Origin of the sequence: Sphingopyxis sp. LC363, assembly GCF_000756385.1 — a bacterium.
In the GTDB taxonomy this organism is placed as follows: Bacteria; Pseudomonadota; Alphaproteobacteria; order Sphingomonadales; family Sphingomonadaceae; genus Sphingopyxis.
Map to the genome: position 1 here is coordinate 19352 of NZ_JNFC01000026.1, position 15994 is coordinate 35345.

18 protein-coding genes are annotated in these 15994 nt (G+C 65.5%); 11 read left to right on the top strand and 7 right to left on the bottom strand.

Features of this window, described 5'->3' with window-relative positions; translation table 11 throughout:
* The 4 genes from FG95_RS11335 to FG95_RS11350 all read left to right on the top strand — a co-directional run bounded on the left by FG95_RS11335 (nt 1) and on the right by FG95_RS11350 (nt 3647).
* The gene (locus tag FG95_RS11335) at nt 1–1350 is read left to right on the top strand and encodes an outer membrane protein assembly factor BamB family protein (protein ID WP_037555977.1); all 1350 of its coding nucleotides are present in this window, start codon (nt 1–3) and stop codon (nt 1348–1350) included.
* A 173-nt stretch (nt 1351–1523) separates the two neighbouring features.
* The gene (der, locus tag FG95_RS11340) at nt 1524–2909 is read left to right on the top strand and encodes a ribosome biogenesis GTPase Der (protein ID WP_037555978.1); all 1386 of its coding nucleotides are present in this window, start codon (nt 1524–1526) and stop codon (nt 2907–2909) included.
* On the top strand, nt 2899–3126 hold the full coding sequence (locus FG95_RS11345) for a sulfurtransferase TusA family protein (protein WP_037555979.1): 228 nt from the start codon (nt 2899–2901) through the stop codon (nt 3124–3126). The genes der and FG95_RS11345 overlap by 11 nt, the downstream gene beginning before the upstream one ends.
* A 116-nt stretch (nt 3127–3242) precedes the next feature.
* On the top strand, nt 3243–3647 hold the full coding sequence (locus tag FG95_RS11350) for an Hpt domain-containing protein (protein WP_200880192.1): 405 nt from the start codon (nt 3243–3245) through the stop codon (nt 3645–3647).
* Between the two features lie 122 nt (nt 3648–3769).
* Here FG95_RS11350 and FG95_RS11355 read toward each other — a convergent pair whose 3' ends face one another.
* Complete coding sequence (locus FG95_RS11355) at nt 3770–5023, bottom strand: DUF418 domain-containing protein (RefSeq protein WP_037555981.1); 1254 nt, start codon at nt 5021–5023, stop codon at nt 3770–3772.
* 155 nt (nt 5024–5178) lie between these two features.
* Between FG95_RS11355 and FG95_RS11360 the strand changes: the two genes are divergently transcribed.
* A complete protein-coding gene (locus FG95_RS11360) occupies nt 5179–5958 on the top strand; it encodes a Coq4 family protein (RefSeq protein ID WP_037555983.1) in 780 nt (259 codons plus the stop codon).
* The gene (locus tag FG95_RS21360) at nt 5955–6305 is read left to right on the top strand and encodes a hypothetical protein (protein WP_443027706.1); all 351 of its coding nucleotides are present in this window, start codon (nt 5955–5957) and stop codon (nt 6303–6305) included. Before FG95_RS11360 ends, FG95_RS21360 begins: the two co-directional genes overlap by 4 nt.
* Before the next feature lie 189 nt (nt 6306–6494).
* Here FG95_RS21360 and FG95_RS11370 read toward each other — a convergent pair whose 3' ends face one another.
* From FG95_RS11370 to FG95_RS11385, 4 genes are all read right to left on the bottom strand, one after another.
* A complete protein-coding gene (locus tag FG95_RS11370; protein ID WP_037555984.1) occupies nt 6495–7229 on the bottom strand; it encodes a DUF72 domain-containing protein in 735 nt (244 codons plus the stop codon).
* Between the two features lie 102 nt (nt 7230–7331).
* Nucleotides 7332–9587, bottom strand: coding sequence for a phosphoribosylformylglycinamidine synthase subunit PurL (purL, locus tag FG95_RS11375; protein ID WP_037555985.1), 2256 nt, complete (start codon nt 9585–9587; stop codon nt 7332–7334).
* Nucleotides 9588–9669: 82 nt separating this feature from the next.
* Nucleotides 9670–9966, bottom strand: coding sequence for a hypothetical protein (locus FG95_RS11380; RefSeq protein ID WP_037555987.1), 297 nt, complete (start codon nt 9964–9966; stop codon nt 9670–9672).
* A gap of 131 nt (nt 9967–10097) precedes the next feature.
* Nucleotides 10098–10751: a hypothetical protein gene (locus FG95_RS11385; protein ID WP_037555990.1), complete on the bottom strand. Its 654-nt coding sequence runs from the start codon at nt 10749–10751 to the stop codon at nt 10098–10100.
* Nucleotides 10752–10824: 73 nt separating this feature from the next.
* Here FG95_RS11385 and FG95_RS11390 point away from each other — a divergent pair, with 73 nt between their 5' ends.
* The 5 genes from FG95_RS11390 (at nt 10825) to queA (ending at nt 14485) form a co-directional block, all read left to right on the top strand.
* Nucleotides 10825–11088 carry an exodeoxyribonuclease VII small subunit gene (locus FG95_RS11390; protein ID WP_037555991.1) on the top strand — a complete coding sequence of 88 codons (264 nt, stop codon included), beginning with the start codon at nt 10825–10827 and terminating at the stop codon, nt 11086–11088.
* A 5-nt stretch (nt 11089–11093) separates the two neighbouring features.
* On the top strand, nt 11094–12014 hold the full coding sequence (locus FG95_RS11395; protein ID WP_081933112.1) for a polyprenyl synthetase family protein: 921 nt from the start codon (nt 11094–11096) through the stop codon (nt 12012–12014).
* The gene (gene coaD, locus FG95_RS11400) at nt 12014–12520 is read left to right on the top strand and encodes a pantetheine-phosphate adenylyltransferase (protein ID WP_037555993.1); all 507 of its coding nucleotides are present in this window, start codon (nt 12014–12016) and stop codon (nt 12518–12520) included. Before FG95_RS11395 ends, coaD begins: the two co-directional genes overlap by 1 nt.
* Nucleotides 12521–12607: 87 nt before the next feature.
* Nucleotides 12608–13414 carry a peptidylprolyl isomerase gene (locus FG95_RS11405; protein ID WP_037555994.1) on the top strand — a complete coding sequence of 269 codons (807 nt, stop codon included), beginning with the start codon at nt 12608–12610 and terminating at the stop codon, nt 13412–13414.
* Nucleotides 13415–13438: 24 nt separating this feature from the next.
* Nucleotides 13439–14485, top strand: coding sequence for a tRNA preQ1(34) S-adenosylmethionine ribosyltransferase-isomerase QueA (gene queA, locus FG95_RS11410; RefSeq protein ID WP_037555995.1), 1047 nt, complete (start codon nt 13439–13441; stop codon nt 14483–14485).
* Here queA and FG95_RS11415 read toward each other — a convergent pair.
* Entirely contained in the window at nt 14464–15216 is a 753-nt protein-coding gene (locus FG95_RS11415; protein WP_037555996.1) for a MerR family transcriptional regulator, read from the bottom strand. The two genes, queA and FG95_RS11415, sit on opposite strands and share 22 nt — an antisense overlap.
* Before the next feature lie 73 nt (nt 15217–15289).
* Complete coding sequence (locus FG95_RS11420) at nt 15290–15982, bottom strand: helix-turn-helix domain-containing protein (RefSeq protein ID WP_037555997.1); 693 nt, start codon at nt 15980–15982, stop codon at nt 15290–15292.
* Nucleotides 15983–15994: the final 12 nt, after the last annotated feature.

Sequence of the window (15994 nt, forward strand, 5' to 3'; positions counted from 1 at the left end):
ATGCGGCCAGATATTATGCGCAGCGCGCGTTACGGACTTTATGCGACGCTGCTGGCGCTGCCGCTTGCGGCGTGCGGCGTGTTCAAGGGCGACGGTCCGGCGAAGACCCCGACGGTCGGCGAGCGCGTGTCGATTCTGTCGAACGACAACAGCATCAAGGTCGATCCGGCCACCGCCGCGATGGCGGTCGTGCTGCCCGAGCCCGCGGTGAATGCGGCCTGGGCGCAGTCGGGCGGCAATGCCTCGAAATCGATGGGGCATCCGGCGCTGGGCGCGACGCGCGCGAAGCTGTGGGAAGCGAGCATCGCGGGAAGCACCAACAAACAGCGTCTCGCCTCGTCGCCGGTGATCGCCGACAACCGGCTGTTCGTCGTCGATACCGATGCCGTCGTTTCGGCCTTTGCCGCCGATACCGGCGCGAAGCTGTGGAGCGCGGCGATCGGCAGCACTGGCAAGGATTTCAAGGATTCGCTGTTCGGCGGCGGCGCGGCGGTCGACGGCAATGTCGTCTATGCGACGAGCGGCGTCGGCGACGTCGCGGCGCTCAACGCCGCCGACGGTTCGGTGATCTGGAAGGTGAAGCCAACCGGCCCGCTGCGCGGCGCGCCGACGATTGCCTTTGGCGGCGTCTATGTGATCAGCCAGGACAACCAGATTTACGCGCTCAACGCCGCCAATGGCGCGGTGCAGTGGCAGGCGACGGCATCGACCGAGGCCGGCAGCGTGTTCGGCGCGGCGTCGCCCGCCGCGGGGCAGGGGACGATCGTCGCCGGCTTCTCGTCGGGCGAAGTGCAGGCCTATCGTTACGAGAATGGCCGCGACCTGTGGGAAGACGCGCTCGCGCGCACCTCGATGGCGCTGTCGGTGTCGACGCTCACCGACGTCGATGCCGATCCGGTCATCGACCGCGGTCATGTCTTCGCGCTCGGCCAGGGCGGTCGCATGGCGAGCTATGAACTCGTCACCGGCCAGCGCAGCTGGGAAATCTCGATCGCGGGTATTTCGACCCCCTATGTGGTCGGCGAATGGGTCTATGCGATGACCGACGACGGCAAGCTGCTCTGCGTCGCGCGTTCGTCGGGCAAGGTCCGCTGGCTGCAGCAGCTCGCGCGTTTCCGCGTCGAAACCGAAAAGAAGAAGAAGGACCCGATCCGCTGGACGGGACCGATCCTGGCCGGCGGGCGGCTGATCGCGGTCAACAGCGAAGGGACGCTGGCCGAATATTCGCCCACCGATGGCTCGCTGCTCGGATCGACCGAATTCGATTCGTCGCTGTCGCAGTCGCCGGTCGTCGCGAACAACATCTTGTACGTCCTTGCGGACGACGGGACGATCACGGCCTGGCGCTGATAGAAACATCGCGCGGTTATTTATTCCGTATCCCCGAGCGAAGACGAGGGGCTATGCCGAGCGAAGTCGAGGCAGCAACGACGCAGGTTCTCGCTTCGCTCGAACGAGCCCCTCGTCTTCGCTCGGGGATACGGACCTGTTATCGCTTTATGCTTTGAAATGAGGACTGCCTGATGTCGCGACACGCGACGATCGCCATTGTCGGCCGGCCCAATGTCGGCAAATCGACGCTGTTCAACCGGCTCGTCGGCAAGCGTCTGGCGCTGGTCGACGACCAGCCGGGGGTGACGCGCGACCGGCGCGAGGGCGACGGCAAGCTGCTCGGGCTCGAATTCCGCATCGTCGACACCGCGGGCTTTGAGGATCAGGACGCGGCGACGCTACCCGGCCGGATGCGCGTCCAGACCGAAAAGGCGGTGCGCGAGGCCGATGCCGCGCTTTTCATGATCGACGGCCGCGCGGGCGTGACCCCGCTCGACGAGGAAATCGCGCGCTGGCTGCGCAGCGAGGACACGCCGATCATCCTTCTCGTCAACAAGGCGGAGGGGAAACAGGGCGAAAACGGCCTGATGGAGAGCTATTCGCTTGGCTTCGACAATCCGATCGCATTGAGCGCCGAACATGGCGAAGGCGTGGTCGATCTGTTTGATGCGCTCCGCCCGATCGTCGAGGGATATGGCGCCGAAGGGGCCGAAACCCTTCCGCTGGCGGACGGCGAAGAGGATGAGGACGCGCCGCTGGGCCCGATGAAGCTGGCGATCGTCGGCCGTCCGAATGCGGGCAAGTCGACGCTGATCAACCGCATGATCGGCGAAGACCGGCTGATTACGGGCCCCGAGGCCGGGATCACGCGCGATTCGATTCGCGTCGACTGGCAATGGGAAAAGGACGGCGAGGTCCACGAGATCCAGCTGTTCGACACCGCCGGCATGCGCAAGCGCGCGAAGGTCGTCGACAAGCTGGAGAAATTGTCGGTCGCCGATGCGCTGCACGCGGTCGATTTCGCCGAGGTGGTCGTGCTGTTGCTCGATGCGACGAAAGGGCTCGAGGCGCAGGATTTGCGCATCGCCGACAAGGTGCTGCAGGAAGGGCGCGCGCTGATCGTCGCGCTCAACAAATGGGATATCGCCGAAGACCCCTCGGCACTGTTCAACGGCGTCCGCACCGCGCTCGACGACGGGCTCAGCCAGGTCAAGGGCGTGCCCGTGCTCAGCATTTCGGGCGCGACGGGGAAGGGCATCGACACGCTGGTGCGCGTCGCGTTCGAGCAGCGCGAGATCTGGACGAACAGGGTATCGACCGCGCGGCTCAACCGCTGGTTCGAGGGCGCCATCACGGCGAACCCGCCGCCGGCGCCGGGCGGCAAGCGGATCAAGCTGCGCTATATCACGCAGGCGCGGACGCGCCCGCCGACGTTCGTCGTGTTCGGCTCGCGCACCGACGCGCTGCCGGGAAGCTATGAACGCTATCTGGTCAACGGGATGCGCAAGGAGCTTGGGTTCCAGGGTGTGCCGGTGCGGCTCAACTTCCGCAATTCGCGCAATCCCTATGACGAGTGACGCATCGCCGGTGACGGTCGATGCGCGCGGGATGCGCTGCCCCTGGCCCGCACTGCGCCTCGCCCGCGCGATGCGCGACGCGCACGACGTGCTGCTGATCGCCGACGATCCGCAGGCGGGACGCGAAGTCGCCGCTTTGGCCGATGAACATGGCTGGCTGATCGAAGGCGATGCGGCTTCGGCCGACGCGGGGCGCTGGCGCGTGCGGCGCGGTTGATCCAAAACGGGGCGGCTTTGGCCGCGCGCGCGCCGTCATTGTAACGTCTTTTTTACCCAAATTGGGCATGGAACGGCCGGGACCACGGCCGAATATGAACACCAAGGGACGGAACATTGGACGAAATTCTGGTCGATTGGGATGAGTTCCGCGCGACGCGCACCCAGTTGGGCGCCGCTTTCGTACGGATTCTCGGCTATTTTCGTGAGGACGGCACCAAATCGGTCGCCGCCATCGAAGAGGCGATGCGCGCCCGCGACGCGCGCGGCCTTGTCATGCCCGCGCACACGCTGAAGAGCGAAGCGCGCCAGTTCGGCGGCGAGAAGCTCGGCGCGCTGGCCGAGGATATCGAGATGTTCGCGCGGGCCTGCGTCGAAAGCCAGACCAGTCCCGACGAATATCTGCCGCGCGTCGTCGACCTGCGCCGGCTGTTCGAAGAAACGCTGGCCGCGCTCGAGCGCGAAGCCAATCCGCTCGTCCAGCGCCGCCCGGCGGGCTTCGGCCGCGCCGTGAATTACTGATTCTGGCGGCACCGGCCCGCTCCCCCACCCGGCCTTCCCAACAATAGTAGCCTATGGGAGGCCCTTCGACGCCACGCGTCGTCTTCGGGCGGTGGGGGAGCGGGCCGGTGCCGCTTCCGGCGTCAGCCGGAGTGTATCTTCTTCATCGGCTGAACGCGCCATCGCGACAGGCTGCGCCACAGCCATTCGAGCGGCCCATATTGATAGCGTTCGAGCCATGGCTTCGACCACAGCAGCATCGCGGCCCACATGCCGAAGCAGAAAAGATAGAGCGGCAGACGGCCGAAGCTGCCGAAGAGGCCCAGCCCATAGCCGTAGAAGATCGTCGTCATGACGATCGAGGTGACGAGATAGTTGGTGAAGGCCATGCGCCCCGTCGCGGCGAAACGCGCGCGTACGGCGGCACTCGCCCGGGTCTGGATCAGCAGCATGATCAGCGCCGCCCAGCCGACGGTCATCAGCGTATCGAACGGAACCGACAGCGCGATCGTCGATCCGAAGATCGCCACCGCGTCATATCCCGCGTTCATCTGGTAAAGGGCAAGGCCCGCCAGCGGCGGAACGCCGACAAGAAAACAGATCAGCGCCCATTTGCGGTAGCGGGCGGCCTCCCATTCGCCGGTCAGCATGCGCGACTTGAACAGCGCCATGCCGATCAGCATCAGGCCGATCGTTTCCCAAGCGAACATGACGAGGAAAAAGAGCGGGTCGCCGGCCATCTCCCCCGTGCGGTGCGCGACGATGCCCGCATAGCTGCCGAGATAAAGCGCCATTTCCTTCGCATAGGCCGGGGTCGACGGACCCATGTCGGCGTTCATCTGAACGAGTGCCTCGCGCATTCCCGCCGCGGCCTCGGGCGGCAGGCTGCCTGCCTGCGCCATGGAGAGCATCGACCACAGGCTGGCGGGCAGGCCGATGCCGATCAGGAAGAAGGGGACCGACCAGAGCAGCAGCGCCTTCACCGAAAGATTGCGGAACAGGAAGAGCAGCAGCCCGCACATCGCATAGAGGAAGAGGATGTCGCCGAACCAGATCAGGTAGAAGTGGATGAGGCCGAAGATCGCGAGCCAGAACATGCGCGAATAATGCGCGCCCGCGGCGCTGCGGCCAGCCGCGGCGGCGCTGTCGATCACGAGCAGCGTGCTCGCCCCGAACAGCATCGAAAACATGCCGCGCATCTTCGAATCGATGAAGACGAAGTTGAAGAACCAGGTCGCAACATCGGCGCCGCCGGGCGGCCCGCCGGCGGCGGGGTTCGCATAGGCCGGAAAGGGCAGGGCGAAGGCGACGATATTCATCGCCAATATGCCCATCACCGCAACGCCGCGAATGGCGTCGAGGCTTTCGTAACGCGTTGCCGCCCCCTGTGCTTCCATGCCCCATTCCCCTTCGGCCGAGGGCCGACAGGTATCGCGCGGGGTGAAGAGCGTCGAGCGGTTTATTGACGTCGCCGGGCGGCGTTAAACCATTATTGACATCTATGTCAGTAATGCTATTCCAGCAGCATCACCTGATTCGAGCGAGAGCCGCCATGATCCCCACCATCTTCTCCCACCCCGACCGCCAGCCGCAGAAGTTCCGTCCGTTCAAGGCGTTCCAGCACTTCCGCAAGCTGATCAGGGACAAGGAAGATACCGAGCAGGTCTTCCACATCTTCGAAAATCTGCCGCGCAAGGGCTTCATGGACGATGCGCGCGCCTTTGTGACAAGCGATTTCGGCCGGAAGCTGATGGAACGCGAACCCTATCTGCCCGACCTGCTTGACGATCATGGCTGGATCGACGCGCTGCCCGAGGGCAGCGTCGGCCACGCCTATGTCACTTTCATGCGCCGCGAGGGACTGTCGGCCGCGGGCCTCGTCGCCGAGAGCGACAAGATGGGGCGCCCGCAATATGACGATCAGGTGCAATGGTATTCGAACCGCCTGCGCGACACGCACGACCTGTTCCACATCCTCACCGGCTATGGCCGCGACGCGCTCGGCGAACAGTGCGTGCTCGGCTTCACCTATGGCCAGACGGGCAATTACGGCAATTTCTTCATCGCCTATGCCGGCGGTTACGAAGTGAAGCGCAGCGTCAAGAGCAACGCCCCGGTGTTCGGCGCGATCCGCCAGGGCCAGCGCCACGGTCAGGCGGCAAAGGCGATCATCGAACAAGATATCCGCGCGCTGCTCGCCGAGCCGCTCGAAGCTGCGCGCGCGCGTCTCGGCATCGCCAAGCCGACGCTCTATGAGGAGGCGCACCGCGCGTACCGCAACCGCGGTATCGATCCCTATAACTTCCTCGCGGCGCAGGCCGCGGCGGCTTGATCCAGATCCTCCCCTTGGCGAAGCCATGGGGAGGGGGACCGCCCGCGAAGCGGGTGGGTGGAGGGGTTTTACCTTTCGGTACAGCGCCGCACGATGCTGTCCGCGACTGCGGTTGGATCGGCGAGGACATCCTTTGCGGGGATACGCAGCATTCTTATCCCTTGCGATTCGAGCCATTCGGCGCGGGCCTCATCGCGCTCCGGTCGATCGCTCATGTCGTGAGCAACACCATCGATCTCGATCCCGAGTCTCAATTCCAGCACGTAGAAATCGAGAACATATCGCCCGGTCGGGTGCTGGCGCCTGAACTTGATATAGCCGGGTTGCTTCCTCAGGATCTGCTATAGCAGCACTTCGGGCAGCGACATCTTGCGGCGTAACCGTCGGGCGCTCTTGTAGGCGTGATTGCTTGCCGGCACGCTTTGACCCCTCCACCACGCCCTTCGGGCGCGGTCCCCCTTCCCAACGCTTCGCGAAGGGGAGGATTGTGTCAATTGTTCGGCGGGGCGAATTGCACCATTGCGGAGCGATCGGTGCTATAGCTTCGCGATCAGCGCCTGTGCCGCCGCCGGATTGCGGACCTTCGCGCCGGCGATGAAGAAGATATAGACGTCGCGGTCGCCCTTGGCCCATTCGCGCGCCTGCTTTGCCCATTTGTCGAGCGCCCGATCGTCGTAACCCGTTTCGACGTCGTCCTGACTGCGCTGGAGCCGGGCATAGGTGAAGTCGGCGGTCTGTTCGTCGATGCAGGGGAATTCGTCGCTGTCGGCGAAGACGATCGCCATGTTTCGTTCGCGAGCCAAGTCGATGAAGGCCGGATCGCGGAAGCTTTCATGGCGCACCTCGATCGCGTGACGCAGCGGAAGGCCGTCCTGCGTGTCGGGCAGCAGGTCGAGGAAGCCCGCGAAATCGTCGCGGTCGAATTTCTTGGTCGCCATGAATTGCCAGTGGATCGGGCCGAGCCGGTCGCCGAGCTTGGTCAGCCCCTGCGTCAGGAATTTCTCGATCGAGGCGGCGCCTTCCTTCAGCACCTTGCGGTTGGTGGTGAAGCGTGACGCCTTGACGCTGAATTTGAAGCCGTCGGGGACGGCTTCGGCCCAATTGGCGAAGGTTTCGGGTTTCTGGCTGCCGTAATAGGTGCCGTTGATCTCGATGCCCGTCAGGTGTTGCCCGGCGTATTCGAGCTCGCGTTTTTGCGGGAGGCCGGCGGGGTAGAAGGGGCCGCGCCACGGTTCGAAGGTCCAGCCTCCGACGCCGATATGGATGCTCATGACTTCAACACCTCCGTCATCCCGGCGAAGGCCGGGATATCATCGTCGCGTTACACCGCACCGGCGAGATTCCGGCCTTCGCCGGAATGACGAGGTGGGTTGTTAAGCCAGCGCCGCGTCGGCTCCCATCAGGTTCGGGAAGAAGCCCTCATGCGCTTCGCGGAGTTCCGCCAGCGTCACCTGATGGTCGCTCTCGGGCAGTTCGAAGACGATGCGGTCCTTGATGGTGCGGCCGACCGGATCGACCGGCACGTCGGCGCGGCCCGCGGCGTCGAGGAAGTCGGCGAGGCAGGTGTCGCAGACGGTGACGAGATAGAGGCCCTGATCCTCGCCGAAGAAGCTTTCGGCCACGCCGAACGGCTGTTCTTCGCTGACCAGAACGCCGATGTTCGACTTGAGCGCCATTTCGGCGAGCGTCACCGCCATGCCGCCGTCGGAAACGTCGTGGCAGGCGGTGATCCAGCCAGCGTTGATCGCGCCGCGGATGAAGTCGCCGGTGCGCTTTTCGGCCTTGAGGTCGACCGGCGGGGGCGGGCCTTCTTCGCGGCCATGGATTTCGCGCAGCCAAACCGACTGGCCGAGGTGCCCGGCGCGTTCGCCGACCGCGAGGACGATGTCGCCGGTGCGCTTGAAGCCGATGCCGACCGCTTTGGCGAGGTCGTCGATCACGCCGACGCCGCCGATCGCGGGGGTGGGCAGGATCGCGCTGCCGCCGCCGGTCGCCTTGCTTTCGTTGTAGAGGCTGACGTTGCCCGACACGATCGGATAGTCGAGCGCGCGGCACGCCTGCGCCATGCCGTCGAGGCAGCCGGTGATCTGCCCCATGATTTCTGGACGCTGCGGATTGGCGAAGTTCAGGCAGTTGGTGATCGCGAGCGGGGTCGCGCCGACCGCGCTGATGTTGCGCCACGTCTCGGCGACCGCCTGCTTACCGCCCTCGACCGGGTCGGCGTAGCAATAGCGCGGGGTGCAGTCGGTCGACATCGCGAGCGCGCGGTCGGTGCCGTGGATGCGGACGAGCGCGGCGTCGCCCCCGGTCTGCACCGTGTCGGCGCCGACCTGGCTGTCATATTGTTCCCAGATCCAGCGGCGGCTGGCGATATCGGGGGTGCCCATCAGCGTCTTGAGGTCGGCGGCGACGTCCTTCGTCTCGGGGATGTCGGTCAGCTCGGCCTGCTTCGGCGTCGGAACGTGCGGCCGGTCGTAGAGCGGCGCGTCGTCGGCGAGCGGCGCGAGCGGGATGTCGCAGACGATCTCGCCATGATGTTCGAGCACCATACGGCCGGTGTCGGTGACGGTGCCGATCACGGCGAAGTCGAGTTCCCATTTGTGGAAGATCGCTTTCGCAAATTCTTCCTTGCCGGGCTTCAGGACCATCAGCATGCGTTCCTGCGATTCCGACAGCATCATCTCGTACGCCGTCATGCCGGTTTCGCGCTGCGGCACATCGTCCATCTTGAGGTGGAGGCCGACGCCGCCCTTCGACGCCATCTCGACCGACGACGAGGTGAGGCCCGCGGCGCCCATGTCCTGAATCGCGACGATCGCATCCGACGCCATCAGCTCAAGACACGCCTCGATCAGCAGCTTTTCGGTGAAGGGGTCGCCGACCTGTACGGTCGGGCGCTTTTCCTCGGCATCCTCGCCGAAGTCGGCGCTGGCCATGGTGGCGCCATGGATGCCGTCGCGGCCGGTCTTCGAGCCGACATAGACGATCGGATTGCCGACGCCCGATGCGGCCGAATAGAAGATCTTGTCCTGTTCGGCGACGCCGACGGTCATCGCGTTGACGAGGATATTGCCGTCATAGGCCTTGTGGAAATTGACCTCGCCGCCGACGGTGGGGACGCCGACGCAATTGCCGTAACCGCCGATGCCGTGGACGACGCCCGAGATGAGATGCTTCATCTTCGGATGGTCGGGGCGGCCGAAACGTAGCGCGTTGAGATTGGCGACGGGGCGCGCGCCCATCGTGAAGACGTCGCGGAGGATGCCGCCGACCCCGGTCGCCGCACCCTGATAGGGTTCGATGTACGACGGGTGGTTGTGGCTCTCCATCTTGAAGATCGCGGCGAGCTTCTTGCCGTCCGGGCCTTCGCCGATGTCGATGACGCCGGCATTTTCGCCGGGACCGCAGATCACCCATGGGGCTTCGGTGGGCAGTTTCTTCAAATGGAGGCGCGAGCTTTTGTAGCTGCAATGCTCCGACCACATGACCGAGAAGATGCCGAGTTCGACGAGGTTCGGCTCGCGCCCGAGCGCGGTGAGGACCCGCTCATATTCTTCGGGCGAGAGGCCGTGTTCGGCGACGATCTCGGGAGTGATGACGGAGGCGGGCGCGGCTGCTGTCTGAGTCATGGCGCGCCTTTAGCCGCGCGCGGGCAAAACGAACAGACCCCATGATGCGAAAACATCATGGGGTCTGCGTCGGAGAGATCGGTCAGCGCGAGGCGAGGGTGGCGGGCTCGTTCTTGAGCGGTTCGACGTCGCGGAGCGCGAAGCTCACCTGCTGCGAGCCGACGGTGCCGCGGACGCGACGGGCGCCGACGCGGAGCGTGAACGGCTTGCCGGTGCGTTCCTCGAAGCCGCTGATCACGCGGGTGTCGCCCACCTTGGTGACGGTATAGCTGTAGGTCGAGCCTTCATGCTCGAAACGCTTGACCGCTTCGTCCTTGGCGAGCGCGGCGGTGGGTGCCAGCGCGATCAGGCCGAGGGCGGGGAGAATGAATTTTTTCATGGTGCAAGTCCTTGTCGGTTGAACAAAACTTGCCTTCGAGCCCCTCTCTTCTTGTGCGGTGCAACATGGCGGGCGAGGCGCGCGCCAGCAATTGCAAAAAACAGAAGCGTGATTGCGCTGAAGCGAAGGGGTCAGCGGGTAAGGCGCCGCCGGCCCGCTCCCGCCCAAGCCGCGGTACCGGCAAGCAGAGCATAAGCGAAGAGCATCGTCGCCGGGATGGCGGGCGAATAGACCGGCTCCTTCGGGCCGAACCAGTCGGTCGCCTGCGCAAAGGCGAGAAGTCCGGCGAGAATCCACAGCCGGCGATTGCCCGCGGAGGCTTCGGTGCTGCGGGCATAATAGAGGAAGGCGCCACCGATCAGCAGTATTTCCAGCGGCATCGCGACCATCGGATGATTCCAGAGTCCGAGGCCCAGCTTCGGCGGTGCACCATAGAGTGTCAGGTCGGGGATATGGACGAGAAGGTCGATCAACCAGTGCGAGACGACCACCAGCGCGGCGCCGATCGCAGCCTCGCGCCGCTTCGTGGCGAATTGGACCAGAAGGCCGAAGGCGACCGCCCATATCAGCGTGCCGAGCAGGCTGTGCGTATAGGGCATGTGGTGGAGGTCCATCGGGTTCATCGCGGCGATGCCGGGGACGATACGCATCGCTTCGATTCCCGGGATCAGCAGCAGCGCGAAGCCGATGTCGACAAGCTGCGCCGCGACGAACAGCGTTCCGAGCCCCGCCGCTCGTGGGCGGGCCGCGGCGACGAGCGCCGGGGCGAAATGGCCGATGAACATGGCGCGACGCTATAGGGCAAAATCACCACGTCAAGCTTGACCACATGGGGGCGAAGGGGCCAAAGCAGGGGCCATGACGGATACCCCCGACCCCGCTGTCGCTCCCGACATCGCCTCGCTGTCGTTCGAAGCCGCGATGGGCGAGCTCGAAACGATCGTGCGGCGGCTCGAAAGCGGCGACGTCAGCCTTGAGGAATCGGTCACGCTTTACGAGCGCGGCCATGCGCTGCGCGGCCATTGCGAAGCGCGGCTGGCGGCGGCGCAGGCGCGGATCGAGCAGGTCAGCCTGGGCGCCGATGGCCGGCCCACGGGAACCACCCCCTTCGGCGAAGGCTGATCCCCATGGCGCTTGCGGACGACCAGCTTTCGCGGGGCACGCAATTGCTGCTGTCGACCCAGGCCGAGGTCGTGGCGGGGATCGACCGGTTATTCGACCAGTTGCTGCCCGTGCCCGCCGATCCGCGCGGACCGCTCTATGAAGCGATGCGCCATGCAGCGATCGCGGGCGGCAAAAGGCTGCGGCCGCTACTCGTCCGCGCGGCGGGCGATCTTTTCCATGTCGATCGCGCGCTGACCTTGCGCGTCGGTGCGGCGGTCGAGGCGATGCACGTCTATTCGCTGATCCACGACGACCTGCCGTGCATGGACGACGACGACATGCGCCGCGGCAAGCCGACGGTGCACAAGGCGTTCGACGAGGCGACCGCGGTGCTTGCGGGCGATTCGCTCCACGCCCTCGCCTTCGAATGGCTGTGCGACCCGGTGACGAGCGCCGACCCCTTCGTGCGCGGCGAGCTGTGCTGCGAACTCGCGCGTGCCGCCGGGCCGGCGGGCATGGCGGGCGGGCAGATGATGGATCTCGCCGCCGAAACGTCGAACTTCGACCTGCCAACGGTGACGCGGCTCCAGCAATTGAAGACCGGCGCGCTGATCGCCTTTTCGGTCGAGGCGGGGGCGATCCTCGCGCGGATTCCTGCCGAGGGCCGTCGGCCGCTGCGCGGCTATGCGCGCGACATCGGACTCGCCTTCCAGATCGCCGACGACATCATGGACGTCGAGGGCGACGAGGCGCTCGCGGGCAAGGCGCTGCACAAGGACGAAGCGGCGGGCAAGGCGACCTTCGTGACGCTGATGGGGCTGGAGCGCGCGCGCGAACAGGCGACGTTGCTCGTCGATCAGGCGATCCAGCACCTCGCCGGCTTCGGCGAAGAGGCGGCGCTGCTGCGTGCGATCGCGCGCTATGTCGTGGAAAGGGACCGTTGATGCGGGTGGGGGTTTATCCGGGCACGTTCGATCCGATCACGCTCGGCCATATGGACATCATCCGCCGCGGCGCGAAGCTGGTCGACCGGCTGGTCATCGGGGTGACGACGAACATCACCAAATCGCCGATGTTCGACGATGACGAACGCATCGCGATGGTGAAAGCCGAGGTCGCGGCAATCGAGGGCGATATCCGCGTCGTCGGTTTCAACTCGCTGCTGATGGATTTTGCGACGCGCGAGGGTGCGAGCGTGATCGTGCGCGGGCTGCGCGCGGTCGCCGATTTCGAATATGAATATCAGATGGCGGGGATGAACCAGCAACTCAACGACCGGATCGAGACGATATTCCTGATGGCCGACGTCGGCTTGCAGCCGATCGCGTCGCGGCTCGTGAAAGAAATTGCGATCTTCGGCGGCGACATCCATAAATTCGTGACCCCCGCGGTGCGCGAGGCGGTTACCACGCGCATCGCCGAACGCGGCCTTCGCCAGGGCGAAGGGTGATACCATCCATTGAGCGTTCAGCTTTTTCCAGCTAGGGCGCGCCGGACGGGGCGCAATTCCGGAATGTTACACAAAGGCCGATCCAGCATGAAATCTTCCTTCCGCCCTTTGGTTTTGACGGCGATGGCGTTCGGTCTCGCGACGGCCGCCGTAGCGCAGGAAGCGCCGCCCGCACCCTCGCCGAACCCCGAAGGAAGCCAGCCGGTGCCGCCGGTGGAAACACCCGCTCCGGCGCCGGCCGAAACGCCCGCCCCCGCGTCCGAGGCGGCCGACGGGACGCCGGCGGCCGAAGCGCCCGCGGTCCCCGCAATGCCGCCCGAGCAATATATGGGCGTCCCCGAATATATGCTCAACCTCGACCTCTCGACGGGCGGGCGCGTGGTGATCCAGCTTTACCCCAACGTCGCGCCGAACCATGTCGAGCGCATCAAGCAGCTTGCGCGCGCGGGCTTTTACGACGGGATCAAGTTCCACCGCGTGATCGACGGATTCATGGCGCAGACGGGCGACCCGACCGCGACCGGGCAGGGCGGCTCGCAGCTTCCCGACCTCAAGGCCGAATTCAACCCGACCCCGCATTTGCGCGGTACCCTGTCGATGGCGCGCGCGCAGAGCGAGGACAGCGCGAACAGTCAGTTCTTCATCATGCTCCAGCCGCGCTTCTCGCTCGACCGCCGCTACACCGCCTTCGGCCGCGTCGTGTCCGGGATGCAATATATCGATGCGATTCATAAGGGCGAGCCGCCCGAAGTGATGTCGCGCATGGTCCAGGTTTCGGTCGCTGCCGACAACAAGCCGATGCCGCCGGCATCGATGCTGACCGAGACGGTGCCCGCGCCGGCCGTGGTGCCCACCGTGACGGCTGACGAGCTCAACGCCCCGATCAGCCAGTAATCCCGGGGAGGCGCGCGAACCATCATGCGCGTCGACGCCTTCGATTTCGAGCTGCCCAGTGAGCGCATCGCGCTGCGCCCCGCACGCCCGCGCGATGCGGCGCGCATGCTCGTCGTCGATGGCGGGGACATCAGGGATGCCGGGGTGCGCGACCTGCCGGCGTGGCTACGCCCCGGCGACTGCCTCGTCTTCAACGATACGCGCGTGATCCCTGCCCAGCTCGAGGGGCGTAGAGGCGACGCGAAAATCGGCGCCACGCTGCACAAGCGGATCGACCTCCGCCGCTGGCAGGCGTTCGTGCGCAACGCCAAGCGCCTGCGCGTGGGCGAGAGTGTCGATTTCGGATCGGGAGTCGAAGCGGTCGCCGAGGAAAGGCTGGCCGACGGCAGCTTCGTCCTTGCCTTCGCCGGCGACGAACCGGTCGAGCTGCTGCTTGAACGTGCGGGCACGATGCCGCTGCCCCCCTATATCGCGGGCAAGCGCGCGACCGATGCCGACGACCGCAGCGACTATCAGACGATGTTCGCGCGCGAGGATGGCGCGGTCGCAGCGCCCACCGCCGCACTGCACTTCACACCGAAGCTGCTTGAAGCACTCGCGGCCGCCGGGATCGCGACCGAGACGCTGACCTTGCACGTCGGCGCGGGTACCTTCCTGCCGGTCAAGGCCGACGACACCGACGATCATGTCATGCACGCCGAATGGGGACGGATCGGCGTCGACACCGCCGCGCGGCTGAACGCGGTGCGTGCGAAGGGCGGCCGCGTGATCGCGGTCGGCACCACCAGCCTGCGCCTGCTCGAAAGCGCGGCGCAGGATGACGGCACGATCGCACCCTTCGCGGGCGACACCGCGATCTTCATCACCCCGGGCTATCGCTTCAAGGCGATCGACGGGCTGATGACCAATTTCCACCTGCCGCGCTCGACCTTGTTCATGCTGGTCAGCGCGCTGATGGGATTGGACATAATGCAGGCGGCCTATGCGCACGCCATTGCACATGACTATCGTTTCTACAGCTATGGCGACGCGAGCCTGTTACTGCCGCGTCAGAGCGACCGGTCCGCATAAACGGCCATCGCCTCGGCAATAAACTCCGGACATCCCGGCAATTCCGCATCGTCATAGGTACCCCGAAATTCCGGGTTCTCGACATAATGGCGTCCGAGGCCCTTGAATGCCGCGGCGTCGGGTGACCAGCTGTGCGAGACCCAGCGATAATGGCGGTCGGTCACCGCCTGCACCGCGTCGGACGCGGGATCGACGCCCTCGCGGAACAGGCGCTGGAAATCGGCGCGGATCGCCTCCATTTCCGCCTGAATCGCGGCCACCTGATCCTTGCTGAACGTCCGTGCCTTTGCCTGGGCGGCTGCGACAGCATCCTCGCCCCAAAATTCCTCGGCCTCGCGCTGCCAGCGGTCGCGCGTTTCGGGAGCGATGCCGGCGTAATAGTCGTTGTCGTTCATGTCCTCGTCCTTTTCCAATGATGCGATCGTGCGATCGATGGTGCGGATGAGGGTCCGGTAATGGCCGATCCGGCCTTCAAGCGCCGCGCGATGCTCATGCAGTGCGGCCAGCGGGTCGAAGGCCGGATCGTCGAGCACGGCGGCGATCTCTGCCAGCGGCAGGCCGAGCTCGCGGAAAAAGAGGATCTGCTGCAGCCGCAGCAATTCCTCCCTGCCGTAGTAGCGATAGCCGTTGGTGCCGACATGGCCGGGCTTCAGCAGGCCGATGGCATCATAATGATGCAGCGTCCTGACGCTGGTACCCGCTGCCTTCGCCACTTGCCGAACCGTCCGCATTCACCGTCTCCTCATCGCGGGACGGACCTATCGGGGATGACGCAGCGTGAGGGTCAAGCCTTTTTGCGCGCGCCTAATATTCGATCGTGATCCGGACCTTGCCGGGCTCTACGCCGGCCAGCATGGCGATTGCTTCGCGGCTCGTCTCGATCAGTTCATGCAGCCGGTTCGTCGTCACCGACGGTTCGGTCGAAGCGGCGGCGGGCGCTCCGGCAAGAAGCTCGCGTTCGGATACGCCAAACACGTCGGCGAGCGCGATCAGATTGCTGCGGCGCGGCATCGTCTTGCCGCTTTCCCATGCCCAGATGCTCGGCTTGCTGAAGCCCGTCCGGTTCGACAGCTCGACGCGGCTGAGACCGCGTTCCTGCCGCAACCGAAGCAGCCGGTCGGCCAGCAACTCGCTGTCCGCCGCGACGGTGGCGGGATCGACGTCCTGCGGAAGTGGATTGCGGAGCTGCGCGGCGCTGAGCGCTGCGCGCGAGATCGGCCGGTCGAAACGGCAACCGGCGAGCGCCTCGCTGCGCCACACGATGGTCGCCGTGCAGTCGGGCGTTTCAGGCAAACTCACCGCGATCCGCTGGCCAATCTCTAGATCGGAAGTGGTTTCGATCAGCATGCCGGTGGCCGACAAATTGTGAATGATGACGGTGGCGCCCTCATCGCCATCGAGCGACCCCGAGGTTTCCAGCCGCATGTGCATGCGCGCGGCGCCGCGCGCTCCGTCGGCGGCGTCCTTTTCCTGTTCGATCATCGCGTGAATGGGCATGGGCCAGCCCTA